24 protein-coding genes are annotated in these 23847 nt (G+C 73.0%); 10 read left to right on the forward strand and 14 right to left on the reverse strand.

All coding sequences use genetic code 11. From position 1 onward, the window contains the following. The first annotated feature begins 2 nt into the window (after positions 1-2). From AB0M93_RS37845 to AB0M93_RS37855, 3 genes are read left to right on the forward strand one after another with little or no spacing between them, the layout of a single operon-like run. Positions 3-1190, forward strand: a complete 1188-nt coding sequence (locus AB0M93_RS37845; RefSeq protein WP_364283349.1) for an acetyl-CoA acetyltransferase — start codon at positions 3-5, stop codon at positions 1188-1190. Then, positions 1187-2176: an LLM class F420-dependent oxidoreductase gene (locus AB0M93_RS37850; protein ID WP_364283352.1), complete on the forward strand. Its 990-nt coding sequence runs from the start codon at positions 1187-1189 to the stop codon at positions 2174-2176. The genes AB0M93_RS37845 and AB0M93_RS37850 overlap by 4 nt, the downstream gene beginning before the upstream one ends. Beyond that, positions 2173-2691 carry a pyridoxamine 5'-phosphate oxidase family protein gene (locus AB0M93_RS37855; RefSeq protein ID WP_364283355.1) on the forward strand — a complete coding sequence of 173 codons (519 nt, stop codon included), beginning with the start codon at positions 2173-2175 and terminating at the stop codon, positions 2689-2691. Before AB0M93_RS37850 ends, AB0M93_RS37855 begins: the two co-directional genes overlap by 4 nt. Here AB0M93_RS37855 and AB0M93_RS37860 read toward each other — a convergent pair. Beyond that, positions 2681-3526 carry an SGNH/GDSL hydrolase family protein gene (locus tag AB0M93_RS37860; protein ID WP_364283509.1) on the reverse strand — a complete coding sequence of 282 codons (846 nt, stop codon included), beginning with the start codon at positions 3524-3526 and terminating at the stop codon, positions 2681-2683. The two genes, AB0M93_RS37855 and AB0M93_RS37860, sit on opposite strands and share 11 nt — an antisense overlap. A gap of 111 nt (positions 3527-3637) precedes the next feature. On the opposite strand from AB0M93_RS37860, the gene AB0M93_RS37865 reads away from it, so the two are divergent. Next, positions 3638-4879: a helix-turn-helix domain-containing protein gene (locus AB0M93_RS37865; protein ID WP_364283358.1), complete on the forward strand. Its 1242-nt coding sequence runs from the start codon at positions 3638-3640 to the stop codon at positions 4877-4879. Positions 4880-4958: 79 nt separating this feature from the next. Here the strand turns inward: AB0M93_RS37865 and AB0M93_RS37870 are convergent, their stop codons facing one another. Continuing rightward, positions 4959-5396: a hypothetical protein gene (locus tag AB0M93_RS37870; protein ID WP_364283360.1), complete on the reverse strand. Its 438-nt coding sequence runs from the start codon at positions 5394-5396 to the stop codon at positions 4959-4961. A gap of 80 nt (positions 5397-5476) precedes the next feature. After that, the gene (locus AB0M93_RS37875) at positions 5477-6349 is read right to left on the reverse strand and encodes an alpha/beta hydrolase (protein ID WP_364283362.1); all 873 of its coding nucleotides are present in this window, start codon (positions 6347-6349) and stop codon (positions 5477-5479) included. A 67-nt stretch (positions 6350-6416) separates the two neighbouring features. Between AB0M93_RS37875 and AB0M93_RS37880 the strand changes: the two genes are divergently transcribed. Then, positions 6417-7148 carry a TetR family transcriptional regulator gene (locus AB0M93_RS37880; protein WP_364283364.1) on the forward strand — a complete coding sequence of 244 codons (732 nt, stop codon included), beginning with the start codon at positions 6417-6419 and terminating at the stop codon, positions 7146-7148. A 108-nt stretch (positions 7149-7256) separates the two neighbouring features. Here the strand turns inward: AB0M93_RS37880 and AB0M93_RS37885 are convergent, their stop codons facing one another. The 10 genes from AB0M93_RS37885 to AB0M93_RS37930 all read right to left on the reverse strand — a co-directional run bounded on the left by AB0M93_RS37885 (position 7257) and on the right by AB0M93_RS37930 (position 17924). Further along, positions 7257-7901, reverse strand: coding sequence for a TetR/AcrR family transcriptional regulator (locus tag AB0M93_RS37885; protein ID WP_364283367.1), 645 nt, complete (start codon positions 7899-7901; stop codon positions 7257-7259). Positions 7902-7991: 90 nt separating this feature from the next. Then, on the reverse strand, positions 7992-9683 hold the full coding sequence (locus AB0M93_RS37890) for an NAD(P)/FAD-dependent oxidoreductase (protein ID WP_364283370.1): 1692 nt from the start codon (positions 9681-9683) through the stop codon (positions 7992-7994). Continuing rightward, complete coding sequence (locus AB0M93_RS37895; RefSeq protein ID WP_364283373.1) at positions 9680-10435, reverse strand: carbon-nitrogen hydrolase family protein; 756 nt, start codon at positions 10433-10435, stop codon at positions 9680-9682. The genes AB0M93_RS37890 and AB0M93_RS37895 overlap by 4 nt, the downstream gene beginning before the upstream one ends. Next, positions 10432-11823: an amino acid permease gene (locus AB0M93_RS37900; RefSeq protein ID WP_364283376.1), complete on the reverse strand. Its 1392-nt coding sequence runs from the start codon at positions 11821-11823 to the stop codon at positions 10432-10434. Before AB0M93_RS37900 ends, AB0M93_RS37895 begins: the two co-directional genes overlap by 4 nt. A gap of 264 nt (positions 11824-12087) precedes the next feature. Next, positions 12088-13383: a HAMP domain-containing sensor histidine kinase gene (locus tag AB0M93_RS37905; protein ID WP_364283379.1), complete on the reverse strand. Its 1296-nt coding sequence runs from the start codon at positions 13381-13383 to the stop codon at positions 12088-12090. 2 nt (positions 13384-13385) lie between these two features. After that, positions 13386-14096, reverse strand: a complete 711-nt coding sequence (locus AB0M93_RS37910; protein ID WP_364283381.1) for a response regulator transcription factor — start codon at positions 14094-14096, stop codon at positions 13386-13388. A 47-nt stretch (positions 14097-14143) separates the two neighbouring features. Beyond that, on the reverse strand, positions 14144-14806 hold the full coding sequence (locus tag AB0M93_RS37915) for an IclR family transcriptional regulator (protein WP_364283384.1): 663 nt from the start codon (positions 14804-14806) through the stop codon (positions 14144-14146). 50 nt (positions 14807-14856) lie between these two features. Further along, a complete protein-coding gene (locus tag AB0M93_RS37920) occupies positions 14857-15669 on the reverse strand; it encodes a sugar phosphate isomerase/epimerase family protein (protein ID WP_364283387.1) in 813 nt (270 codons plus the stop codon). Further along, positions 15669-16802 (reverse strand): dihydrodipicolinate synthase family protein, encoded by a 1134-nt coding sequence (locus tag AB0M93_RS37925; RefSeq protein WP_364283390.1) that lies wholly within the window; start codon positions 16800-16802, stop codon positions 15669-15671. The genes AB0M93_RS37920 and AB0M93_RS37925 overlap by 1 nt, the downstream gene beginning before the upstream one ends. 81 nt (positions 16803-16883) lie before the next feature. After that, a complete protein-coding gene (locus tag AB0M93_RS37930; RefSeq protein WP_364283393.1) occupies positions 16884-17924 on the reverse strand; it encodes a LacI family DNA-binding transcriptional regulator in 1041 nt (346 codons plus the stop codon). Positions 17925-18140: 216 nt separating this feature from the next. On the opposite strand from AB0M93_RS37930, the gene AB0M93_RS37935 reads away from it, so the two are divergent. The 3 genes from AB0M93_RS37935 to lpdA all read left to right on the forward strand — a co-directional run bounded on the left by AB0M93_RS37935 (position 18141) and on the right by lpdA (position 20825). Continuing rightward, positions 18141-18545: a nitroreductase family deazaflavin-dependent oxidoreductase gene (locus AB0M93_RS37935; protein WP_364283396.1), complete on the forward strand. Its 405-nt coding sequence runs from the start codon at positions 18141-18143 to the stop codon at positions 18543-18545. A 77-nt stretch (positions 18546-18622) separates the two neighbouring features. Beyond that, positions 18623-19384, forward strand: a complete 762-nt coding sequence (locus tag AB0M93_RS37940; RefSeq protein ID WP_364283398.1) for a lysophospholipid acyltransferase family protein — start codon at positions 18623-18625, stop codon at positions 19382-19384. Between the two features lie 49 nt (positions 19385-19433). Then, positions 19434-20825: a dihydrolipoyl dehydrogenase gene (gene lpdA, locus AB0M93_RS37945; protein ID WP_364283401.1), complete on the forward strand. Its 1392-nt coding sequence runs from the start codon at positions 19434-19436 to the stop codon at positions 20823-20825. On the opposite strand, the gene AB0M93_RS37950 is transcribed toward lpdA, so the two are convergent. Continuing rightward, the gene (locus tag AB0M93_RS37950; protein WP_364283404.1) at positions 20815-21258 is read right to left on the reverse strand and encodes a GNAT family N-acetyltransferase; all 444 of its coding nucleotides are present in this window, start codon (positions 21256-21258) and stop codon (positions 20815-20817) included. The genes lpdA and AB0M93_RS37950 overlap by 11 nt on opposite strands. A 70-nt stretch (positions 21259-21328) precedes the next feature. Between AB0M93_RS37950 and AB0M93_RS37955 the strand changes: the two genes are divergently transcribed. Further along, complete coding sequence (locus AB0M93_RS37955; protein WP_364283406.1) at positions 21329-21649, forward strand: nucleotidyltransferase family protein; 321 nt, start codon at positions 21329-21331, stop codon at positions 21647-21649. A gap of 271 nt (positions 21650-21920) precedes the next feature. Then, complete coding sequence (locus AB0M93_RS37960; protein ID WP_364283409.1) at positions 21921-23828, forward strand: S8 family serine peptidase; 1908 nt, start codon at positions 21921-21923, stop codon at positions 23826-23828. Positions 23829-23847: the final 19 nt, after the last annotated feature.

Here is a 23847-nt window from a genome sequence, read left to right on the forward strand (position 1 = left end):
TCATGACGGTGTTCGTGCTGGGCGGGGCGCAGACCGACTTCGCGCGCAACTTCACCGAGGAGGGGCGCGGGATCCTCGAGCTGTTCGCCGAGGTCGTGCCCGCCGCGCTGGCCGACGCCGGGGTGAGCGCGGACGACGTCGAAGTCGCCCACGTCGGCAACCTCGCCGCGGAGCTCTTCACCGGCCAGGCCCAGCTCGGCGGGCTGCTGGTGGCCGCGGTGCCGGAGCTCGACGGCGTGCCCAGCACCCGGCACGAAGCCGCGTGCGCGTCCGGCAGCACCGCGGTCCTCGCCGCCTGCGCGGACATCGAGGCCGGCCGGTACGACGTGGCGCTGGTCGTCGGCGTCGAGCTGATGCGCAACGTCGACGGGCAGCGCGCGGCCGAGCACCTCGGGTCCGCCGCGTGGGCCGGGCACGAGGCAGTCGCCGCGAAGTTCCCGTGGCCCGCCCTGTTCGCCGACGTCGCTTCCGCGTACGACGAGCGGTACGGCCTCGACCCGGCGCACCTCGGGCTGTTCGCCGAACACGCCTTCACCCGGGCGGCCCTGAACCCGCTGGGGCAAGCCCGCGACTGGCGGTTCCCGGCCGGCTCGTTCGGGCCCGACGACGAGCTCAACCCCGTCGTCGAGGGCCGCCTGCGCAGGCAGGACTGCGGCCGGATCACCGACGGCGCCGCGGCGGTCCTGCTGGCCTCGCCCGCGTTCGCCGCCCGGCTCGGCGGCGGGTTCCCGCGCATCGCGGGCTTCGGGCACCGCACCGCGCACATCGGCCTCGCCCCGAAGATCGCTTCCGGGGGCGAGTACCTGTTCCCGCACCTGCGCGGGGCCGTCACCGACGCCTACCGGCGGGCGGGCGTGCCCGGCCCCGGCGCGCTCGACGTCGTCGAACTGCACGACTGCTTCACCATCACCGGCCTGGTCGCGCTGGAGCACCTCGGCGCGGCACCACCCGGCGAGGGCGGCCGGTTCATCGACGGCGGCGGCCTCGACGCAGCCGGGATCAACCCCGGTGGCGGCCTGATCGGCCTCGGCCACCCGGTCGGCGCGACCGGCGTCCGCATGCTGCGCGACGCCGCCCGGCAGGTGACCGGGACAGCGGGCGAGACGCAGGTCGAGGGCGCGGGGACGGCGTTGACGCTCAACGTCGGCGGCTCGTTCACCACGGTGGTCACGATGGTGGTCACCGCATGAGGCTTTCGGTTTCGCTGGGGCTCTGGCAGGACCGGCCGCCGGCGGAGGCGCTGGACACCGCCCGTGCCGCCGACGCGGCGGGCTACCCGGAGCTGTGGATCGGCGAGATGGCGACGTGGGACGCCTTCGCGCTCGGCACGGCGATCGGCGCGGCCACTTCGGGCATTTCCCTGACCTTCGGGCCGCTGGCGGTGACCGTGCGGGATCCGGCGACGATCGCCATGGGCGTCGCGTCGGTGGCGGCGCTGACCGGCCGCGAAACGGGCGTCGCGCTCGGGACGTCCAGTGACGTCGTCGTGCGCGGCTGGCACGGCCGGTCGCGCGACCGGGCGGCCACGGCCCTGGCGGAGTCCGCGCTCGCGGTCCGGCAGCTGCTGGCCGGCGAGAAGTCCACTGTGGACGGTGAGGTGGTCGGCTCGCAGGGCTACCGGCTGCGGCTGCCCGCTCCGAAGTCCCCGTTGACGATCGCCGCGTTCGGGCCGCGGGCGCTCGACGTGGCCGCGCGGCACGCCGACCGGATGGTCGTCAACCTCGTCAGCCCGGCGGCCGCGGCGACGCTGGTGCGCGGGCTGCGCGCCGCGGCCGGACGCGCGGGCACGGCCCCGCCGCCGGTGGCCGCGTGGGTGGTCGCCGCGGCCGACCCGGGACCGGCCGCGCTCGAACAGCTCCGCCGGGGTGTGGTCGGCTACCTCGCCGCGCCCGGTTACGCCGACATGTTCCGCGCGGAAGGCTTCGGCGACCTCGTCGACTTCGCGCGCAGCCGGCCGCACCCGCGGGAACTGCTGGCCGCGGTGCCCGCCGAAGCCGTCGCCGCCGTCGGCCTGCTCGGGTCCGGCGAGGAGATCGCCGCGAAGATCGGGGCCTACGCCGCCGCGGGCGTCGACGAGCTGGCGATCGTCCCCGCCACGAGCGACGAGGATCCCGGCGGGGTGAAAACTCTCGCCGCCTGTCGATCCGCGGCCGGTTCGTTCGACACTGGGGTATGACCGAACCGACCGCAAGCCACAACCTCGACCGATCCGGGTCCGCCGAGCTGCCGTGGAGCCGGGTGCGCGACCTGCTCGCCACCCAGACCCCCAAGGAGGACCTGACGTTCTTCGTCGGCACCGTCCGCCCCGACGGCCGGCCGCACGCCGCCGGCGTCGGCGCGATCTGGGTCGACGAGACGCTGTACTTCGTCAGCGGCCCGGGCACCCGCCGGGCCCGCAACCTGGCCGCGAACCCGGCGTGCAGCGTGTCGGTGCGCCTGAAGGGCGTCGACCTCACCATGGAAGGCGAAGCCCACCGGGTCACCGACGCGGCGACCCTGGACCGGGTGGCGGCCGTCTACGGCGAGGGCGGCTGGCCCGCGACGGTGCTGGACGGCGGGTATACGGCCCCGTTCATGGCGCCGAGCGCCGGGCCGCCGCCCTGGCACCTGTACCGGCTCACGCTGCGCCGGGCCATCGGCGTCGCCTGCGCCGAGCCGTACGGCGTCACCCGCTGGGACTTCAGCCGCTGATCGCCGCGGCGACCAGCCCGCCGATCGCGGCCATGCCGTCGGCGTTCGGGTGCAGCGGCGCCGCGACCGACGTGGGGATGACGCTCTCGAACCACTTCACCCCGGGCGGTTTGCAGACGTCGTGCCCGATCGAGGCGGTCCGGACGTCGATGTAGCGCGCGTTGTGCGCGGCGGCCTGCCGGGCCAGGGCGGCGTTCGTCTTGTCGACGCTGCCCTGGATGTAGTTCGCGTCGCGCGGGGTCAGGGGCGCGATCGGCCAGCACCCGTCGTGCGGCAGGTAGGTGCCGTAGCCGGCCACGAAGACGTCGGCGTTCGGTGCCTTCGCGTGGATGGCGTCCAGCAGCGCGCCCCACACCGGCTCGAACGCGGCGATCCTTTCGGCCAGCTGGTCGTGGCCGCCCGCGGTGTACCGGTCGACGCAGTCGGGGTTGATGCCGGGCAGCAGGTTGATGCAGCTGGTCGCCGCGCCGACCAGGCCGATGTCGTTGCCGCCGATCGTCACGGTCACGGTGCGGGTCTGCGGGCCGAGCGCGTCGAGCTGGGGCGGCACCGCGCCGGCCGACGTCTGCTGCGGCGCGGTCATGTCCGCGGTGGTCGCGCCGGAGCACGTGACGTCGGTCAGCGGCACGCCGAGGTCCTTCGCGGCGACGTGCGGGTAGTTCGCCAGGGACCGGAGGCAGCCGGGGGAGGCGATGTCCGGGGGCACGATCAGCGGCCCGGCCGCCGCCGAATCGCCCAGTGCCACATATTCCCCGGCGGTGCTCGCCACCGCCGGGGACGCCGTCGCGCCCACCAGCGCGGTGACCATGATCGCGATGAACGCCGTCGTTCTCACTCGCACGCCGTCCTCCTTGACGTTGTGCCGATGGCTGGTCTCCGTGACACCATCGGCACGGCGCGTGGCCGGGTTGACTGGGAATCCGGGCAGAGAACGGGGGGATCGGTTGTGACGGAGCACAAGGCCGGCGGGGAGCTGACCCTCGGCGGCCAGCGCGTGCACGAGCGGCTCACCCGGGAGGAGCCCGAGCTGATCGCCCGGGTGCTCCGGCGCATCCAGGCCGAGGTGGCCGACTACCGGCGGCTGCCGGTGGAGGAGCTGACCGGCGACATCGCGGGCATCACCCGGCAGGCGGTGCGGGCGTTCGCGCGGAGCCTGCGGGAGGACCGCGAGCTCAACGCGGCCGAGCTGCGGGAGGTCGGCGCGTCGGCGGTCCGCCGGGCGGAGGAGGGCTTCCCGCTGGAGGCCGTGCTGACCGCCTACCACGTCGGCGCGCGGGAGATCTTCGCCGTCGGCTCGGCTTCGTCGGGCCGCGCGGACGTGGCCGATCTGCTCGAAGTCGCGGACCGCGTGCTGGCGTTCGTCGGGACCGTCACCGGCGCCGTCACCCGCGGCTACCTGGAGGAGCTGCGCACGAAGGTCGGGCAGGAGCACACCGCGCGCCGGACGCTGCTGTCGGTGCTGGTCGACGGCGGCCCGGTCGACGTCGTCGCCCGCAGCGCCGGGATCGCGCTGCCGGCGCGGTACCTCGTGCTGAGCGTCGAACTCGGGCCGCACGCCGACGAGGAGTCGCCGGGCGTGGACGCCGAAATCGCCGTCCGGCGCAAGCTCCGCCGGTTCCTCGCGGCCTTCGACCACGTCTGCGGCGACGGCGTGCTCGCGTCCCTGGACGGCCCGGGCGGGCTGGTCCTGCTGCCGCTGGCCGGCCGGCTGACCGCGGTCGGCGAGTGGCACGCGGTCGTCACCGCGGCCGGGCGCGCGGCGGGCGTGACGGTGCTGGCGGCGGCGGACACGGCGGCGCCGGAGGAGGTCCGGGCGGTGGCCGCGCAGACCGGCGAGGTGCTGGACGTGCTGCGCTGGTTCGGCCGCCCGCCGGGCCTGTACCGCTTGGACGACGTCCTGGTCGAGTACCAGCTGACCCGCCCGGGCGCGGCCCGCGACCGCCTCGCGGCCGCGCTCGACCCCCTGCACGCGCACCCGGAGCTGACCGAGACGCTCCAGACGTACCTCGCCCTGGACACGAACCGCCGTCGCACGGCGGCCCGCCTGCACGTCCACCCCAACACGGTCGACTACCGCCTGCGGCGGGTCCGCGACCTGACGGGCATCGACCCGCTCCAGCCCGCGGGCCTGGCCCGCCTCACCGCGGCTTCGGCCGCCCGCCGCGCGTCGGGCGCCCGCCGCCCTTGACGTGTCGTCCCTTCAATCACGCGTGTCGGCTTCCTGATCACGCGTGTCGGCTTCCTGATCACGCGAGTCGACCCTCCGATCACGGAAGCCGGAGCACCCGGCCGGCGAACTCGCGTACCCGAAGGGTCGGTTCGCGTGCTTGGAGGGTCGGTTCGCGTGTCTGGAGGGGCGACACGCGTGATTGAAGGGTCGACACGCGTGATTGAAGGGTCGACACGGTGCGGGTGAGGGTGCCGGTGACCAGGGTGGCGGTCAGGACCAGGGCGGCGAGGGCCGAGGGGCGGGTGAAGGTGAGCTCGCCGAAGCGGCCGAGGACGAAGCCCGTGTGGAGGGCCCAGGCGATCGCCGTGACGCCCGCCGCGGCGGGCGGGGGGCCGCGGAAGGCGGTGGTGGTGACCACCGCGCCCAGGGTGACCAGCGCGTACCACGGGTGGGCCGCCGCCCCGGCCAGGTTGGCGACGCTCACCGCGGCGACCGCGGCCACGCAGCCGAACGGAAACCCGAAGCCTTCTGTCATGCCCCCAGTGCAGGTCCGGCGGCGTGCGAGGGCATGAGCCAGGACACATTCCGTACGTCCGGGCCCGGGATCTTTACGCGCTATTTACTCGACGACGTCACTCGAACGATCGCGTCGGCGAGCTCCGGCCAGACCGCGCGCGGCAGGTTGTGGCCCATGCCCGGGATCACCAGCAGCTCCGCGTCCGGGACGGCCTCCGCCGTCGCCTTGCCGCCGCTGACGTTGATCAGCGGGTCGGCGTCGCCGTGGACGACTAGGACCGGCAGCCGGACGTCCCGGAGCCGGGCGGTGCGGTCGCCGGAGGCCACCACCGCCGCCGCGTGGCGCAGCGTGCCTACCGGGTGGCGGGCGCGGTCGTAGTGCAGGGCCGCCTTCGCCAGCAGGAACGCCTCGTCGTCCGGGTAGCCGGGGGAGCCGAGTTTCCGGTAGCCCTCGACGCTGTCGGCGATGGCCTGCTCGCGCGTGTTGGCCGGCGGCCGCGTCAGCAGCGCCAGTGCCCACGGCTCGGCCTGCCCGACCGCCCGGTCGCCGGTGGTCGACATGATCGACGTGACGGACGACAGCCGGTCCGGGTGGTCGATGGCCAGCTGCTGCACGATCATCCCGCCCATCGACGCCCCCACGACGTGGGCGCGGCCGATGCCGAGCGCGTCGAACAGCCCGACGGCGTCGTCGGCCATGTCCGACAGCGTGTACGGCGCGGTCGCCAGGTCGCCGGCGGCCAGCGCGGCCAGGTCCGGCGGGGGCAGGTGGTCGAGCCAGGTGGAGAGGCCGACGTCCCGGTTGTCGTACCGCACGACGAAGAACCCGCGGCCGGCGAGCAGCTCGCAGAAACCGTCCTCCCAGGTGATCATCTGGGCGCCGAGGCCCATCACCAGCACCAGGGGCGGGTCCGCCGGATCGCCGAAGGTGTCGTACTCGAGCTCGAGACCGTTGGCCTGTGCGCGTGCCATACCCCGATCCTGCCGTACCCGCGCGGACCTGGCACCGGGCCGGGCGGTGCCGATACCGTTACCCCCCATGCCGACCTCATCCTCGGGCACGGGCCAGCGCCCCCGGTCGCGGGCCGCGGCGGGACTGCCGGCGCTCACCGCCGCCCGCATCGTCAGCGCGGCCACCGACCTGACCGCCCAGCGCGGCCTGGACAACTGGACGCTGCGGGAGCTCGCCCGCGCCGTGGAGGCCTATCCGGCGGTGATCTACCACCACGTCGGCGACCGGGACGCGGTGGTGAACGCCGTCGTCGACCGGGTCGTCGGGCTGCTGGAGCTGCCGGACGAGCGGCTGCCGTGGCAGGAGTGGTTCACCGCGCTGCTGGCGAACCTGCGCGCGGTGCTGCGGACCTACCCGGGCTGCGCGCGGCGGCTGGCGCTGTTCGGCCCGTCCGTCGAGGCGGCCACGCGGTCCATCGACGCGGGCATCGGCGTGCTGCTGGGCGCCGGGTTCGGCCGCGAGAGCGTGCTGGCCTACAACCTGCTGCTGATGACCGCGTGCCAGTTCGTCGCGATGGAGGACGACCGCGACGGCGCGCTCGCGCTGCGGATCGACAACACCGAGGAGTACGCGACCTTCCGCGAACGCTCCGACATGCCCGGGATGGCCGAGCTGGGCGCGGCGATGCACGACCTGATGGGTGACCCCGACCTCGCCTCGGGCTACTACGCGCAGCTCTACGACTACGCCGTCCGGCGGTGTCTCGACGGGCTCGCCCACCGGTTGGCGGAGCTGCACGATTCGGACAGTGGCGGCTGACAGCGACTTGACAGTGCCGGGGCGTACCGTGGGCGTGCGTCGGTGGTTCGCCCACTGACCCGGAGCCCCTGGCGCCCTCCTCCCCCTCGTGGCGCCGGGGGCTTCGGTCTACGCGGGACCGCCGGTACGCGGCGGCTCGGCCTGGATGGCCGGGAAGATCTCGCCGACCAGGGTCACCAGCGACTTCGACAGCAGCAGGTGCACCTGGTCGCGGGTCAGTGACCGGCGCACGAGCCATTCCCGGCCGGCCGACTTCACCATCCCGCCGAACGCGCGCACCAGCGCGTTGAGCTCCGGCCCGTGTTCGCTCTCCCGCGACAGCCCGACGGCCTCCAGCACGCGGTCGGCGGATTCGCGGTCGGCCTCTTCCAGGATGCGCTCGACCTCCAAGTCGCGGCCGATGCCCTCGGGCGCGATCGCGGCCAGCCACATCCGCTCCTGGCTGGTGACCATGTCGAGGAACCACTCGATGGCCACGTCGGCCCGCAGCTCGAGCGGCCCGTCGGGGAGGATCTCCACGGCCAGCCGCGGCACGGTCAGCGCGCGGCGGATGATTTCCAGGTACAGCTCGCGTTTCGTGCCGAAGTAGTGGTTGATCAACCCCCGCGCGACGCCGGCCGCCGCGGCGATGTCCGAAGTGGACACTGCGGAATAGGGGCGCTCACCGAACAGCCGCGCCGCACAAGCGTAGATCTGTTCCTTCCGTTCGTCCGGTTCCAGTCTTCGCCATCTCGGCGCCGGCTCGGTGTTCATGGCCCCATCGTCGCACGGGCCGATGCGCCGGGCAGGGTAGTGAGCACGATGTCGGATGCGCTCCCGCGCCAACACCCGATCGGGGCACGCTCAGTCCGGCAGCGTGATCGGCGCGATGTCCGCGAAGCCGTCACCCGGGCCCGGGTTCGCCGGATCGGTGGCCCCGCCGAAGTGGTGCAGCACGCCCCAGACGGCGTTGAGCGCCGTCTGCACCGCGCCCTCGGCCCAGCCCGCCGTCCACGAGATGTCGTCGCCCGCCAGGAACAGCCCGCGGTACCGCGCCGGCAGCTCGTCCTGCACGAAGTGCGTGAACAGCCGCTGCTGGTAGCGGTAGTGGCCGGGCAGGTTCGCCTTGAACGCGCCCATGAAGTGCGGTTCGGCCTCCCACGACACGGTCACCGGATCGCCGATGATGTGCCGCCGGACGTCGACGCCCGGGTAGATCTCGCGCAGCGACTGCAGCATCACCTCGACGCGCTCGCCGACCGGCAGCGGCAGCCACTTCAGCGAGTCGTCGGCCCAGGTGTAGGACAGGCAGATCACCGCGGGCTTCGCCGGGTCGTCGCCGAGCAGGTACGTGCCGCGCGGCATCCGGTCGGTGAGCGTCATGCTCATCGCGTCGCGGCCGGTGCCTGCGTCGCGGTCCAGCCAGAACGGCCGGTCGACCGGCACGAAGACCTTCGACGACGCCATGTAGTGCGTGCGCTCGATCGCCGTCCAGTGGTCGATCGGGAACAGGGCTTCGTCGCATTCGATGTTCGACAGCAGCATCCAGCTCTGCGCGGTGAACACCGCGGCCGGGAACGTCCGGATGTGGCCTTCGGTGTCCGTCACGGTGATGTTGCCAGGTGCGGTGCGGTGCAGCCGCGCGACGCCGGGCTGCGGGCGGCCGCCGTGCAGCGTGCTCAGGCTGGTGCCCGCCGGCCAGAAAGCGATGTCTTCCGGGGCGTGCTCCCACAGCCGCAGCGGGAGCTGCCGGCTGCCGCCGGCGATGCTGCGGTGCTCGTCGTCGGCTCCGGTGTAGACCACGCGCAGGATCTCCAGGATGGAGTTCGGGAAATCGGTGTCCCAGCCACCGGTTCCGAAGCCGACCTGGCCGAAGATCTCGCGGTGGCGGAAAGAGGCGAATGCGGGGGAGTCGCAGAGGAAGCCGTAGAACGTCTGGTTGTCCAGCCGCGGCACCAGCTCGTTCCACAGCCGCTTGATCGTCTTCGCGTCGTGGTCGCGGATCGCCGTCTGCATCTCGGCGAAGGCGGCGTGCTCGGCCAGGGTCCGGTCCCAGGCCGCGGCGACTTCGCCGAAGACGGCGGGCAAGTCCTCGGGCGTGCGCGCGTAGTGGCTCTGCCCCTTCAGGTCCACGACGGTGCTGGGCGTGCCCGGCGCCAGCGGGTTCGGGAACGGCGTGGTCTCCAGCCCCACTTTGCCGATGTAGTGGAACAGTGCGGTGGACGCGGGCGGGAAGCGCATCGCGCCCATCTCGGCGACGACGTCGTCCGGGCAGCCGGGGAACCGCACGGTCCGCAGCCGCCCGCCGATCTCGGCGATCTCGTACACCACCGGCCGCAGGCCCAGCTTCATCAGCTCGTACGCGGTGACGATGCCGGAGAGGCCGCCGCCGATCACCGCGACCTCGGTGCCGTGCCGGTGCGCGGGCAGCGAGCCGAGGCCGGCGGGGTGGGCGAGGTAGTCGTCGTAGGCGAACGGGAAGTCCGGGCCGAACATCGTGATCGGGCGGCCCGCCGGTTCGTCGTGGTGGATCGCGGTCGGGACGGCGGAGGTCATGCGGTGGTTCCTCGGTACAGTTCGGGCCGTCGGTCGGCCAGGTGGGTGTTCTCCGTGCGGGACGCGAGCAAGACATCCCGCGTGACGTCGGCGGCGATCAGCTCGGGACCGGCGCCGGCGCGGGCGAGCACCGCGCCGGTCGGGGCCACGACGCAGGACCGCCCGCAGTAGGTCAGCTCCTGCTCGGTGTCGCAGCGGTTCGCGTAGGCGACGAACAGCTGGCTTTCGTAGGCCCGCGCGGGCACGAGCGTGTCGGCGACCAGCTCGTAGGGGTGCATCAGCGCGGTCGGCACGACCAGGAGCTCGGTGCCGGCGAGCGCGTGCGCGCGGACCAGCTCCGGGAATTCGACGTCGTAGCAGATCAGCAGCCCGATCCGGACGCCGCCGAGGTCCGCCTGCACGACGGCCTCGTCGCCGGGGGTGAACCAGGCCTTGTCGAGGTCGCCGAACAGGTGCGTCTTGCGGTAGTTGGCGAGCCGGCGCCCGGCCGCGTCGACGAGCTGGACGCTGTTGTGGACGTGCTCGCCGTCGGATTCCGGGTAGCCGTAGGCGAGGGCGACGCCGGTTTCCCGGGCCAGCGCGGACATCCGGGCCGCGGTGGGGCCGTCGGCCGGCTCGGCGAGCTCGTGCGTGCGGGCGCCGATGTGGTAGCCGGTGGTGCTCATCTCCGCCGTGACGACGAGGTCGGCGTCCGTTTCGGCGGCGACCCGGGCGAGGTCGGCGAAGGGGCCCTGGTGGATCGCGACCTTCATGCCAGCCTCGACCGCCGGATCCCGTAGCCGAAGTAGATCAGCAGGCCCAGCGCCATCCAGCCGCCGAAGACGGCCCAGGTGGCGCCGTCGAGGCTGAGCATCATGTACCCGCAGCAGAGCACGCCCAGGATCGGCGTGACCGGCGAAAGCGGCACGCGGAACGAGCGCGGGGCGTCCGGCTGGCGCCGTCGCAGGAGCAGGACCGCCACGTTGACCAGGCCGAACGCGAACAGCGTGCCGATGCTGGTGGCGTCGGCCAGCTTCCCGAGCGGGATGAAGGCGGCCAGGGCCGCGACGAAGGCCGAGACGACCAGGGTGTTGACCCGCGGGGTGCCGCTCTTGGCGTCCACTTTGGACAGGGCAGCGGGGACCAGGCCGTCGCGGGACATCGCGAACAGGATGCGGGTCTGTCCGTACAGGACGGTCAGCACGACGCTGGTGATCGCCACGATCGCGCCGGCGGCCAGCAGGCCGGCCCAGAACGGGTTGTCCGAGACGACGTCGAGCACGTGGGAGAGCGCGGCCTCCTGGCCGTCGAACTGCTGCCACGGCAGCGCGCCGACGGCGGCCACCGCGACCAGGCAGTACAGCACGGTGACGATGCCGAGCGAGAGCAGGATCGCCCGCGGCAGGTCGCGCTGCGGGTTCTTCGCCTCTTCGCCGGCGGTCGACGCGGCGTCGAAGCCGATGTAGGCGAAGAACAGCTTGGCCCCGCCGGCGCTCAGCCCGGCCAGCCCGAGCGGCAGGAACGGCGTGAAGTTCTTCGCCTGCACGGCGCTGAAGGCGATCGCGCAGAACAGCACCAGCGTGCCGATCTTGACCGCGACCATGACGGCGTTGGCCCGCGCGCTCTCCTTCGCCCCGGACAGGAGCAGGACCATCGCGAGGACGACCACGAGGATGGCGGGCACGTTGACGACCCCGCCCGAGCCGGGCGGCTGGCTGAGCGCGTCCGGGATGGCGAAGCCGAAGGCCAGCCGCAGCAGTTCGTTGAGGTACTGCCCCCAGCCGACCGCGACCGACGCCACCGAGACGCCGTATTCGAGCACCAGGCACCACCCGCAGACCCAGGCGACCAGCTCGCCGAGGGTCGCGTACGCGTAGGAGTAGGACGAACCGGACAGCGGGATCATCCCGGCGAGCTCGGCGTAGGACAGCGCCGAGAACAGCGCGGTGATCCCGGCGAGCACGAACGACAGCACGACCGCCGGCCCGGCCACCGGGACGGCTTCGCCGAGCACGACGAAGATGCCGCTGCCCAGCGTCGCCCCGATGCTGAGCATGGTGAGCTGCCCCAGGCCGAGCGACCGCTTCAACGTGCCATGATCACCTTCGGCGACCAGGTCGGCGACCGGTTTCCGCCGCACCGTCGCGGCTCGCAAAGTCATGCCGACGACGGTAACGGCCGTTTCCGGCCCGCAAAACACGAGAACATTGCGCGTACAGATGAATCACAGGTGATTCATTGCACATCGGCCATGAAACGTGGCGAATCGTTCCGGGTCATCACGCGTGTTTCCAGGGCATCACGCGTGATTGAAGGGGCATTACGCGTGATTGGAGGGGCATTACGCGTGATTGGAGGGTCATCACGCGTGATTGGAGGGTCATCACGGCTGATGCCCCTCCAGACACGGGTGATGCCCGGTTCGTCACGCCGGGCCGGGGGGTTCGGCGGCCGGGAGGAGGAGGGTGAACGTCGGCGGGGCGGGGCGGCTGAGCCGGAGGCGGCCGCCTTCGGCCTCGGCGAGGCTGCGGGCCAGGCGGAGGCCGATGCCGTGGCCGGTGGGGGCCGTGGCGAACGGGTCCGTTTCGCCGAGGTCGGGGCCTTCGTCGGCGACGTCGATGGCGAGCGCGTCGCCGGCGTCGCGGGCCACGACCGTGACCGTGCCGCGCCCGTGCGTCGCCGCGTTGTCCAGCAGTACGCCGAGGACCTGCCGGACCGCCGCGGGCGCCACGTGCGCCGGCGGTGGGTCGTCCCGGACGATGCGCAGCGTCCGCCCCTGCGGTGCGAGCAGGGCTTCGCCGGCCTGCCGGACCTCGTCGAGGAGCCGGCCGAGGTTCAGCTCGGCTCGCTGCCCCCGGCGTTTCCGGCCCAGGGCCAGCAGGTCGTCGATGGTGCGTTCCAGCCGGTCGGCGGACGCGATGGCGGCGCGGATCGCCGCGTACGGGTCCGCGGCCGGGGTCTCCAGGGCGGCTTCGAGCTGCAGGCGCAACCCGGTCAGCGGCGTGCGCAGCTGGTGCGACGCCTCCGCGGAGAACGCGCGCTCGCGTTCCAGCGTTTCGCCGATCCGGGTGGCGGTGGCGTCCAGTGCCTCGCCGACCTGGTCGATCTCGGGGATGCCCGCCCGCGGCGACCGGACGGTGAAGTCGCCATCGCCGAGCCGCCCGGCCGTGACGGCCAGCTCCTCCAGCGGCCGGACGAGCCGCTTCGCGAACCGCCGGGCGGTCAGCCAGCTCGCGCCGATCGCCGCGGCCGCCAAGATGGCCATGATGTGCAAGGTGAGCGCGATCCGCACGGTCAGCGCGGTCTCCGGCATCGCGGCGCGGACGACGCCGGTCACCCGGGACCCGCTGACCACCGGCACGGCCAGCACCAGGTCCTCGCCTTCGTTCCCGGTGACGACGTCCACCGTGGCCCTCGCCGCCTGCTGCTCGATCGGGCCGGCGGCGGCCGGGCCGTGCCCGGCGAGCAGCCGCCCGGCCGGGCTGTAGACGCCCACCTCGGCGTCGGCGTCGTCGTCGTCGCCGGGCGGTGGCACGACGGGGAGCCGCCCGGCGTCCAGCTCGTGCGACACCGCGAGCGCGACCGTGTCCGCGGCCCGTTCCAGTTCGGTGGTGGCGTCGTCGCGGAAGTACCGGGTCACCGCGATGCCCAGCGGCAGCGCGAACAGCAGGGTGGCGACCGCGGCGGCCAGCACCGTCAGCGAGATGATCCGGCGGCGCACGGCTACCCTTCGGCGGCGGAGCGCGCCGGGTCTTCCAGCCGGTAGCCGTGCCCGCGCAGGGTGGCGATCCGCGGCACCTCCTCGTCGGGTCCGGCGGCCGCGGCCAGCTTGCGGCGCACCGCGGCGATGTGCACGTCGAGGGTCTTCGTCGAGCCGTACCAGTGCGCGTCCCAGACCTCGGACATCAGCGTGTCGCGGCTGACCGCGACGCCGGGCTGCTCGGCCAGCCGCGCCAGCAGGTCGAACTCCTTGGCGCGCAGCACCACCTCGCGCCCGCCCAGGGTGGCGCGGCGGCCGGCGATGTCGACGGTCAGCCCGCCGATGGTCACCGGCGGCCGGGCCCCGGCCGGTGCGCCGCGCCGCAGGTGCGCGCGGACCCTGGCCAGCAGCTCGCCCAGCCGGATCGGCTTGGTGAGGTAGTCGTCCGCGCCGGCGTCGAGGCCGACGACGACGTCCATCTCCTCCTGCCGCGCGGTGAGGATCACCAGCACCGCCGCGGGCAGCGCGGCCCGCAGGCGGCGGCAGACCTCGACGCCGTCGAGGTCGGGCAGGCCGAGGTCGAGCAGCACGAGGTCGAAATCGCCGGCTTCGGCGGCCTGCAAAGCGGTCCGCCCGTCGCGGCGCCAGCACACCTGGTGACCGTGCAGCCGCAGGGTCGATTCGAGCACGCTGCCGATCGCCGCGTCGTCTTCCACCACCAGCAGGTTCGGCATGTCGGGCAGCCTAGCCAACAACCCGGCGGGATCCGGCCCCTTGTGGCTTATTCCGCTCGCGTCCCGAGGCCGATCTGCGATATCCGCACCGCGGCGGCGGTGACGGCTTCGGCGAACGCGGCGGTTTCGCCCGCGCCGAACCGGCTGCTGGGCCCGGTGATCGCCAGGGCCGCCAGCACCCGCCCGTCGCCGTCGTGCACCGGCGCGGCGACGCTGGAGGCGCCGGCTTCGGGCTCGCCGTGGCTGACCGCGGCCCCCTCGGTGCCGTCGAGGACCCGCCCGGCGGCCCCGGAGCCGAGCGGCAGCTCGTCCCCGACCCGCCCGACGTGCCGGATGGCCAGCGGCCCCTCCTGCTGGGCCACGCAGACCAGCACCGACGTGCTGCGCACGTAGAGGTTCACCGTCTCCCGGCACTCCCGGGCCAGCTCCCGCAGCACCTGGCGGACCTGCTCGGGCAGCTGCCACGCCGTGTTCGCCAGCTGCGCCCACCGCAGCATCCCGGGCCCGACGGTGATCCGCCCGTCGGGGCGGGTCCAGAGCAGGCCGCGCTGTTCGCAGGTGGCGACCAGCCGCAGGACGGTCGTCTTCGCCAAGCCGCTGGCCGTGGTGAGATCCTTGACCGCCCAGGTCCGGCGGTGTTCGGTGAAGAGGGCGAGCAGGTCGAACGCGCGCAGCACGCTCCGGACCGTTCCCTCGTCATCCGTGGTCATCGAGCGCCCCGTCCGCCTGATGGACCCAGCGTACCGCCAGGCGGACCGGATCAGGCCACGTATCGCTCGAATGCCGCAACGGTCTCGGCGAGCACTTCGGCGCCCGGGCGGCCCCACAGGCCGGCGTTGAACACCTCGACCTCGATCGGCCCGGTGTAGCCGGCGGCTTCGACGGCCGCGCGCAGCCGGCGGTGGTCGATCGGGCCGTCGCCGGGCAGGGCGCGGCCCAGCAGCGGATCGGGCAGCGGCACCAGGACGTCGCAGACGTGGAACCCGGCGATCCGGCCCGCGGCCGCGGCGATCGACTCCTCGATCCGCGGGTCCCACCACACGTGGAACTCGTCCACCACCACGCCCACCTGCTCGGCGGGGTGCTCCGCGGCGATCGCCAGCGCCTGGTCCACAGTGGACAAAACGGACCGGTCCGCGCACTGCATCGGGTGCAGCGGCTCCAGGCCGAGCCGGACCCCGCGTTCCCCGGCGTACGGCGCCAGCTCGCCGACGGCGTCGGCGACGCGCTGCCGGGACGCGGGCAGGTCGTTGCCCGCGATCCCGCCGACGACCAGCACGAGCACGCCGGCGCCGAGCGCGGCGGCTTCGTCGATCGCCTCCCGCGTCTGCGCGATCCCGTCCACGGGGGACCCCTCCGGCGTCACGCCGGTGAAGAACCCACCGCGGCACAACGACGAAACCCGCACCCCGTGCTCCTCGAGCAGCCGGGCGGCTTCGCCGACGCCGGTCTCGGCGACCTTGTCGCGCCACAGGCCGATCCAGCCGACGCCGGCCGCGGCGCAGCCGGCCACCGCCTCGGGCAGCGACCAGGACTTCGTGGTGATCTGGTTGAGGCTCAGCCGCGGGTCCATCACGCCACCCCGGCGGCCTGCAGCAGCGGCCGCATCCGGGCCTCGGCCAGGTCCGGGTCGGCCAGCACGCCGGCCTCGTCGGCGAGCCGCAGCAGCGTGGCGAGGTGGGTGATCGTGCGCGCGGATTCCTGGCCGGCGAGCATCCGGAAGTGGTTCTGGTGGCCGTTGAGGTAGGCCAGGAAGACGACGCCGGTCTTGTAGTGCCGGGTCGGTGCCCGGAAGATCTCGCGCGCCAGCGGCACGGTCGGGTCGAGCCGCGCGCGGAACCCGGCCCGGTCGCCGTCGTCCAGGCAACGCAGCGCAGCCGCGGCGACCGGGGCGATCGGGTCGAAGATGCCGAGCAGCGCCTCGCTGTGGCCCTCGTCGTCGCCGGCGATCAGCTCGGGGTAGCTGAAGTCGTCGCCGGTGTAGCAGGCGACGCCGTCCGGCAGCGCCCGCCGGAACTCGATCTCGACCTCGGCGTCGAGCACCGAGACCTTCACCCCGGCGATCGTGGCGGCGTGCTCGGCGCACAGCGTCGCCAGCTCGCGGGCCGCGGCGCGGACGTCGTCGTGGCCCCAGTACCCGGCCAGCGCCGGGTCGAACTGCTCGCCCAGCCAGTGCAGCAGGACCGGCCCGCCCGCCTCGGACAGCACCTTCCCGTAGGCCGCGTGGTAGTCGGCCGGGCCGGTGGCCGCCGCGGCCAGCGCGCGGCTGGCCATCACGACCGGGACCGCGCCCGCGCCGGCGACCAGGTCCAGCTGCTCGCGCCAGGCGTCCACAATGGACGCCACGGTGGCCGGCCCCGGCGGCAGCTGGTCGGTGCCGACCCCGGCGCACCAGCGCCGCCCGGCCGCGGCCGCACCGGTGCGCGTGACCAGCTGCCGCGTCGTGGCCCAGTCCAGGCCCATGCCGCGCTGCGCGGTGTCCATCGCCTCCGCGATGCCGAGCCCGCACGCCCAGAGGTGTTCGCGGAAGGCCAGCGTCGTGTCCCAGTCCACGGCGCAGGGCTCGTCGGCCAGCGCGTCCGCGACGACGTGCGCGGCGGCGTAGGCGATCCGCGACGACGGCGGTGTCCCCGGCGGCGCGGGGCGCGGCCGGCCGGACGGCGACCAGTTCTGCAGCCCGCCGCCGGGGACCGGGAGCACGAGCATCGGGACCTCCGAGAGGGTCAGAAAGCGCTTTCTCAACCCACGGTAGGGCCTGTGCCGGAGCTCGACAAGGCCCTGCCCGGGTCAGCGCTTGGGGCGCGCGGTGCTCTCGCGCAGGACGACCTCGCCGGACAGCCGGACCGTCCGCGGCCGGCCGCCCGCGGACCCCTTGATCGCCAGGTCCATCGCCCGCTCGCCGAGTTCCTCCAGCGGCAGCCGCACGGTGGTCAGCGCCGGGGCGAGGTCGCGGACCACCGGGATGTCGTCGAACCCGGCCACCGAAATGTCGCCGGGCACCGAGACGCCCTCTTCGCGCAACGCCGTCAGCGCGCCGATCGCCATCACGTCGGTGACGGCGAACAGGCAGGTCGGCAGTTTGCGCCGGCGGCCGGCCAGCAGCCGCTTCGTCGCCTCGTACCCGCCGTCGCGGCTGAACGCGGCCTCCACGACGTCGTCCTCGCGCAGCTCGATGCCGTGCGCGGCGAGCTCGCCGGAGAACCCGGCCAGCCGGTCGATCACGGTGCTCAGCCGCCGCGGCCCGGCCAGCACGGCGAACCGCTTGTGGCCGAGGCCGACCAGTTCCTTCGCCAGCGCGGCGGCGCCGCCCTTGTTGTCCGGCTGCACGGTGTCGATCTTGAGCCCGCGGTGCCTGCTGACCGCGGCGACCTGCCCGCCGCCGCGGCGGTAGGGCTCCAGCTCGGCGGCCATCGCGCGTTCCCACGCCCGGTCCTCGAACGCCGAACCGATCAGCAGGATGGCCGCGGCCCGCTGCGCGCGCAGCGTCGAGACGTAGGCCACTTCGCGGTCCGGGTCGCGGAAGGTGCCGGCGAGCATCACGAGCAGCCCGTTGTCGGTGGCCACCCGCATCACCCCGCCCGCGATCGCGGCGAAGTACGGGTCGCTGACGTCGTGGCAGATCACGCCGACCGTGCGGTGGGTGCCGCCGGCGAGGGCCTGCGCGTGCGCGTTGGGGGCGTAGGCCAGCTCGGCCGCGGCGGCGGAAACCCGCTCCCGCAGGTCGGCGCGGACGGACGCGGTGCCGTTGAGCACCCGCGACGCCGTCGCGAGCGAGACGTTCGCGCTGCGTGCCACGTCTTCCAGTGTCACGTGCGGCCGGGCCTTCATCGCTGGCTCCTCCAGGGGTCGGTCTCGGGTGTCACGGCGTGCTCGGTCGGTGCAATCTACTGGGAGGAGGGTGTGTCCCGAGAAGCCGCTGCTCGGGGGACCTCCCCCGAACGAGTGAATGCCGCGGGAAGATCGCGCGGGGCGTGTGTGTTGGAAACAAGGAAAACCTTCAAGTGGTGAGCCCGCCACTGCTGCCGATCACGAAAGGAACCACGCATGCTGTTCGGTGACGAGCACGTCCGCCGCTACGAGGAGACCGACGGCGAGGTCGGTCACGAGTGGAAGGAAGGCGTGCCGACGCTCGTGCTGACCACGAAGGGCCGCAAGACCGGGCAGGAGCGGAAGTTCGCGCTGATCTACCAGGAAGCCGACGGGAACCCGGTGATCGTGGCCTCCAAGGGCGGCGCGCCGAACCACCCCGGCTGGTACCTCAACCTCCTCGAGCACCCGGAGGTCGGCGTGCAGGTCAAGGCGGACAAGTTCAAGGCCCGCGCCCGCACGGCGTCGGGCGAGGAGCGCGCGAAGCTGTGGGAGAAGCTCGCCGCCGTCTGGCCGGACTACAACGAGTACGCCAAGAAGACCGACCGTGAGATTCCCGTCGTGGTGCTCGAGCGGCTCTGAAATTCGTGCTGTGATCTGCGCCGCGTTCGGCGCGGGGAGGGGCCGATCCGGCCGGCCGTGGGCTACGAATGACAGCTATGGACCGCTGGACCGCCCTGGACCTCGAAGGTGAGCTGCTCACCCGGCGCCAGATGATCGCCTACGGCCGGCGCTTCGCCCGCGCCGGCCGGGGCGCCTGGTACAGCTTCGCCATCGAGGTGGTCTGGCAGTTCCTCGCCCAGACGACCCGGTTCCGGGTGCGGGGCTCGCACCACATCCCGAAGACCGGCGGCGTGCTGGTGGCGTCGAACCACCTGTCGTTCGCCGACCCGACGACGCTCACCGCGTTCTGCCTCGCCGCCGGCCGCGTGCCGCGCTACCTGGCCAAGGCGTCCCTGTGGAAGCTGCCGGTGGTCGGCCGCGTGATGCGCTCCGGGCGGCACATCCCGGTCTACCGCGGCGCCGCGACGGCCGCCGAGGCCTACCGCGACCTGGTCACCTCGGTGCGGGACGGCGAGTGCGTCGCGGTCTTCCCGGAAGGCACGTTCTCGAACGACCCGGACGGCTGGCCGATGCGCGGCAAGACGGGCATCGTGCGGGCCGCGCTGGAGACCGGGGCCCCGGTGATCCCGGTGGCCAACTGGGGCACCCACCACCTGCTGCCGTCGACGGCGAAGTTCCCGCGGATGGTGCCGCGCAAGACCGTCGACCTGGTCGCCGGGCCGCCGGTGGACCTCTCGGACCTGCGCGACCGCCCGCTCACCCGCGAGGTGCTGGAGGAGGCGACGGCCCGGATCATGGGCGCGGTGACCGCGCTGCTGGAGTCGATCCGCGGCGAGCAGCGCCCGGTCGCCGCCTGAGGTCGGCGTCACCCCGCCCGGGCCTGGCCGAAGGGGTAACTTCGGGCGTATGAGTGCACAACACTTTGATGTCGTCGTGCTGGGGGCCGGAGTGGGCGGCTACGTCGCGGCGATCCGCGCGTCCCAGCTGGGGCTGAGCGCCGCGGTGGTCGAGGAGAAGTACTGGGGTGGCGTCTGCCTGAACGTCGGGTGCATCCCGTCGAAGGCGCTGCTGCGCAACGCCGAGCTGGCGCACGTGGTGACCCAGGAGGCGAAGACGTTCGGCATCTCCTCCGACAGCCCGATCCGCGTCGACTACACGGCCGCCTACGAGCGCAGCCGGAAGGTCGCCGACGGGCGCGTCAAGGGCGTGCACTTCCTGATGAAGAAGAACAAGATCACCGAGTTCGACGGGCACGGCACCTTCGTCGACGACCACACCCTCGAGGTGAACGGCGAGCGGATCACCTTCGGCCACTGCATCATCGCCACCGGCGCGACCACGCGGCTGCTGCCCGGCACCTCCCGCAGCGAGCGGGTCGTCACGTACGAAGAGCAGATCCTCTCGAGCGAGCTGCCTTCGAGCATCGTGATCGCCGGCGCGGGCGCGATCGGCGTGGAGTTCGCGTACGTGCTGCACAACTACGGCGTCGACGTCACGATCGTCGAGTTCCTGGACCGGATGGTGCCGCTGGAGGACGCGGAGGTGTCGGCGGAACTCGCGCGCCGCTACCGCAAGCTGGGCATCAAGGTGCTGACGTCGACCCGCGTCGAGTCGATCGACGACTCCGGTTCCTCGGTGCGGGTGACGGTGTCGTCGGAGAAGAACGGGCAGCAGGTCCTCGAAGCCGACAAGGTGCTGCAGGCGATCGGCTTCCAGCCGCGCGTGGAGGGCTACGGCCTGGAGAAGACGGGCGTGGCCCTGACCGACCGCGGCGCGATCGCGGTGGACGGCCGCGGCCGCACGAACGTCGGCCACATCTTCGCGATCGGCGACGTGACGGCGAAGCTGATGCTGGCGCACGCGTCGGAGTCGATGGGCGTGGTGGCGGCGGAGACGATCGCGGGCGCGGAGACCATGGAACTCGACTTCCCGATGATCCCGCGCGCGACCTACTGCCAGCCCCAGATCGCGAGCTTCGGCTGGACGGAGGAGCAGGCCCGCGAGAAGGGCTTCGACGTCAAGGTGGCGAAGTTCCCGTTCACCGCAAACGGCAAGGCCCAGGGCCTCGGCGACGCGGGCGGCTTCGTGAAGCTGATCAGCGACGCCGAGTACGGGGAGCTGATCGGCGGCCACCTGATCGGCCCGGACGTCACGGAACTGCTGCCGGAGCTGACGCTGGCCCAGCAGTGGGACCTGACGGTGCACGAGGTGGCCCGCAACGTCCACGCCCACCCGACACTGGGCGAAGCGGTGAAGGAGGCCGTCCACGGCCTCGCCGGTCACATGATCAACCTGTAGGGACGTCGAAGCGCAGCTCCGGCCGTTCCCAGCGGACCTTCGGGGGTCTCGCCGGGATCGTGCCGGTGCGGCGCGCACCCATCCGCAGGTAGAACGGCAGCGCGGGCGGGTGCGAGACGACGCGCACACTCGCCAGCCCGCGCCTGCGCGCCTCGGCGAGCATGTGCGCGATCAGGCGCGCGCCGATGCCGAGCCCTTGGGCTTCGTCGGCGACGAAGAGCAGGTCGAGTTCGGCGTCCAAGAGCGCGTAGAAGCCGAGGAGCCGATCTCCGGTGGCGGTGAACGTGGGGTTGGCTCCGACGTAGCCCGGGGTGATCGTGTAACCGTCCAAGATGGACGCGTAGCGGCCTCGGTAGGCCGCGGAAGCGTGCACCAAGGCGGTCAGCGCGCCGGCCTGCGCCGGGGTGGCGCGGCGGATTTCGATTTCGGCCATGCCACGAACCGTAGGGCAGGGCACCGACAGTTTCCGGCCGCTGCCCCGTGCGCCGTTCTACGATGGCGGCATGGCGGACCCCGATCGGCTGCAGGAAGCCCTGGCGCGCAACGAAGTTCTCGTCGAGCTGCTGCGGCGGGCCCGCGGGTTCGGGCTGCCGGGCTGGTACTTCACCGCCGGGTGCGTCGTGCAGACCGTGTGGAACGTCCTGACCGGCCGTGCCCCGACGCACGTGCACCTTTGGTGCGAAGCGAATTTCGCACGCCGTGCCCTCTGTTCGCGAGCGCCGAGGCCGCGATCGACGCCTTTCCCGCCGTCTGCTCGTGCGCCGGGGTGCGGTGACTCGACGGCGCCGAGGAGATCGGCACCGCGGGTGCGCTTCCCGTCGTGATCCTCACGCTTGTCGACCACCACCGAGCCGCGGAACCCGGCGTGCCCCGGCCTACCCGTACACCGAGGCGGCCCCGCGCACCGGGAAATGGAGACCGGGCACGGCCGGGGCAGAATAGTTCTCACGTTTCCTCGATCGTTCCAGCATGTGGACCGAAGCCGCTTCCCGACTTTGGTCGCTGGAATCCGGGCCGGTCGCTCCTTAGATTCTCCCCATTACACCCGGTTGGGTGTCATTCGGTCGAGTGACCGAGTACCACAGGGAGACATCGATGGTGAGATTCAGCCGGGTCGCCGCGCACGCGGTTCCGCTGACGGTCGGCACGCTGCTGCTGACGACCGGGGTTTCGGCGGCGCAGCCGTCCACCGTGGACGCCGCGGCCGCGCGCACCGAGGCGGGCATCAGCGCGCTGCAGAGCATCAAGAAGAGCCTGAGCCCCGCGGAACGCAAGCAATCGAGCCAGCTGGTCGTCGAGAAGCGGTTGCGGGCCGACCGGTCGCTGGCCGCGAAGCTGCCCGAGTACCGCTCGGGTGTCGGCGTGAGCTCCGCCGGCACCGTCGCGGTCGACATCTCCTCCCGTGACCAGGGCGTCGCCAACGCCGTCAAGGCGGCCGGCGGCACGGTCCGCTTCGCCTCGCCGGACGGTGCCGTCCGCGCCGACCTGCCGCTGTCCGCGCTGGACACCATCGCCGGCCGCGCCGACGTCGTCGAGGTGAAGCCCGCCGCGCAGGCCATGACCTGGCGCGAACCGGGCAACCGCGACGCCGCCGCGCCCGCGGCCGTCAAGGCAGCCGCCGCCGCGACGCAGGTGTCCGAAGGCGACAAGGCGCACGGCGCCGACGCCGCCCGCGCCACCTACGGCGTCAGCGGCGCCGGCACCAAGGTCTGCGTGCTCTCCGACGGCGTCGACTCCCTGGCGAAGTCCCAGAGCGCCGGCGAGTTGCCCGCGGTCGACGTCCTGTCCGGCCAGAAGGGCAGCGGCGACGAGGGCACCGCGATGCTCGAGATCATCCACGACCTCGCGCCGAACGCCACCCTCGGCTTCGCCACCGCGTTCACCAGCGAGGCCAGCTTCGCCGCGAACATCCGCGCGCTGCGCACCACCGGCAAGTGCCAGATCATCGTCGACGACGTCTCCTACTTCGACGAATCGCCGTTCCAGGACACGCAGGTCGCGCAGGCGGTCAACGACGTGACCGCGGCCGGCGTCCTCTACTTCTCCTCGGCCGGCAACTCGGGCAACGCGACCGACGGCACCAGCGGCTACTACGAAGGCGACTTCCGCGCGTCTTCGACGAAGATCAGCGGCGTCACCGGCACGCCGCACGACTTCGACCCGAGCAGCACCACGCAGAACTTCGACGCGCTTTCGGCGGGCTCGCTCGGCAAGCCGGTGACGCTGTTCTGGTCCGACCCGTGGGGCAAGTCCGCCAACGACTACGACCTGTTCATCCTGAACTCCTCGGGCAGCGTCGTGGCCTCCAGCGAGAACGGGCAGTCCGGCTCGCAGAACCCGTACGAGATCGCCAGCGTGCCGACCACCGGCTCGGGCTACAAGGTCGCGGTCGTCAAGTACAGCGGCGCCGACCGGTTCATCGCGCTGAACGTCATCCGCGGCCGCTTCGTGGCTTCGGGCTCGCTCAAGGCCTTCAGCACCAACGGCGTCACGAACGGCCACTCGGCCGCGGCCAACGCCTTCAGCGTCGCGGCGGCCCCGGCGGCGGGCGCGTTCACCCGGCCCCTGGAGACCGGTGACCCGGCCAACCCGGCCGGCCCGTACCCCGGCCTGTTCACCGCGTCGAGCAAGTGGGAGCGGTTCTCCTCCGACGGCAAGCGCCGCCTGTTCTACAACGCCGACGGCACCGCGATCACCCCGGGCAACGTGTCCTCGACCGGCGGCACGGTCCGCAGCAAGCCGGACATCACCGCGGCGGACGGCGTGGCGACGTCGGTGACCGGCTTCCAGCCGTTCTTCGGCACGTCGGCGGCGGCCCCGCACGCGGCGGCCATCGCGGCCCTGCTGCTGTCCGGCAAGCCCACGGCCACCCCGGCCCAGATCCGCACGGCGCTGGTCTCGTCGGCGATCGACCTCGGCACCTCGGGCTTCGACACGGTGACCGGCAACGGCGTGATCATGGCCGGCCCGGCCCTGGCCGCGCTGGGCGTGGCGGCGAAGTAAGGCGGTTTCCGGCAGCGGG

Source organism: Amycolatopsis sp. NPDC051102, from assembly GCF_040682815.1.
In the GTDB taxonomy this organism is placed as follows: Bacteria; Actinomycetota; Actinomycetes; order Mycobacteriales; family Pseudonocardiaceae; genus Amycolatopsis.

Excerpts from the sequence above, each read along its gene's own strand:
- AB0M93_RS37845 (WP_364283349.1), top strand. The coding sequence starts at position 3 with ATGACGGTGTTCGTGCTGGGCGGGGCGCAGACCGACTTCGCGCGCAAC.
- AB0M93_RS37850 (WP_364283352.1), top strand. The coding sequence starts at position 1,187 with ATGAGGCTTTCGGTTTCGCTGGGGCTCTGGCAGGACCGGCCGCCGGCG.
- AB0M93_RS37855 (WP_364283355.1), top strand. The coding sequence starts at position 2,173 with ATGACCGAACCGACCGCAAGCCACAACCTCGACCGATCCGGGTCCGCC.
- AB0M93_RS37870 (WP_364283360.1), bottom strand. The coding sequence starts at position 5,396 with ATGACAGAAGGCTTCGGGTTTCCGTTCGGCTGCGTGGCCGCGGTCGCC.
- AB0M93_RS37875 (WP_364283362.1), bottom strand. The coding sequence starts at position 6,349 with ATGGCACGCGCACAGGCCAACGGTCTCGAGCTCGAGTACGACACCTTC.
- AB0M93_RS37880 (WP_364283364.1), top strand. The coding sequence starts at position 6,417 with ATGCCGACCTCATCCTCGGGCACGGGCCAGCGCCCCCGGTCGCGGGCC.
- AB0M93_RS37885 (WP_364283367.1), bottom strand. The coding sequence starts at position 7,901 with ATGAACACCGAGCCGGCGCCGAGATGGCGAAGACTGGAACCGGACGAA.
- AB0M93_RS37890 (WP_364283370.1), bottom strand. The coding sequence starts at position 9,683 with ATGACCTCCGCCGTCCCGACCGCGATCCACCACGACGAACCGGCGGGC.
- AB0M93_RS37895 (WP_364283373.1), bottom strand. The coding sequence starts at position 10,435 with ATGAAGGTCGCGATCCACCAGGGCCCCTTCGCCGACCTCGCCCGGGTC.
- AB0M93_RS37900 (WP_364283376.1), bottom strand. The coding sequence starts at position 11,823 with ATGACTTTGCGAGCCGCGACGGTGCGGCGGAAACCGGTCGCCGACCTG.
- AB0M93_RS37910 (WP_364283381.1), bottom strand. The coding sequence starts at position 14,096 with ATGCCGAACCTGCTGGTGGTGGAAGACGACGCGGCGATCGGCAGCGTG.
- AB0M93_RS37915 (WP_364283384.1), bottom strand. The coding sequence starts at position 14,806 with ATGACCACGGATGACGAGGGAACGGTCCGGAGCGTGCTGCGCGCGTTC.
- AB0M93_RS37920 (WP_364283387.1), bottom strand. The coding sequence starts at position 15,669 with ATGGACCCGCGGCTGAGCCTCAACCAGATCACCACGAAGTCCTGGTCG.
- AB0M93_RS37925 (WP_364283390.1), bottom strand. The coding sequence starts at position 16,802 with ATGCTCGTGCTCCCGGTCCCCGGCGGCGGGCTGCAGAACTGGTCGCCG.
- AB0M93_RS37930 (WP_364283393.1), bottom strand. The coding sequence starts at position 17,924 with ATGAAGGCCCGGCCGCACGTGACACTGGAAGACGTGGCACGCAGCGCG.
- AB0M93_RS37935 (WP_364283396.1), top strand. The coding sequence starts at position 18,141 with ATGCTGTTCGGTGACGAGCACGTCCGCCGCTACGAGGAGACCGACGGC.
- AB0M93_RS37940 (WP_364283398.1), top strand. The coding sequence starts at position 18,623 with ATGGACCGCTGGACCGCCCTGGACCTCGAAGGTGAGCTGCTCACCCGG.
- lpdA (WP_364283401.1), top strand. The coding sequence starts at position 19,434 with ATGAGTGCACAACACTTTGATGTCGTCGTGCTGGGGGCCGGAGTGGGC.
- AB0M93_RS37950 (WP_364283404.1), bottom strand. The coding sequence starts at position 21,258 with ATGGCCGAAATCGAAATCCGCCGCGCCACCCCGGCGCAGGCCGGCGCG.
- AB0M93_RS37955 (WP_364283406.1), top strand. The coding sequence starts at position 21,329 with ATGGCGGACCCCGATCGGCTGCAGGAAGCCCTGGCGCGCAACGAAGTT.
- AB0M93_RS37960 (WP_364283409.1), top strand. The coding sequence starts at position 21,921 with ATGGTGAGATTCAGCCGGGTCGCCGCGCACGCGGTTCCGCTGACGGTC.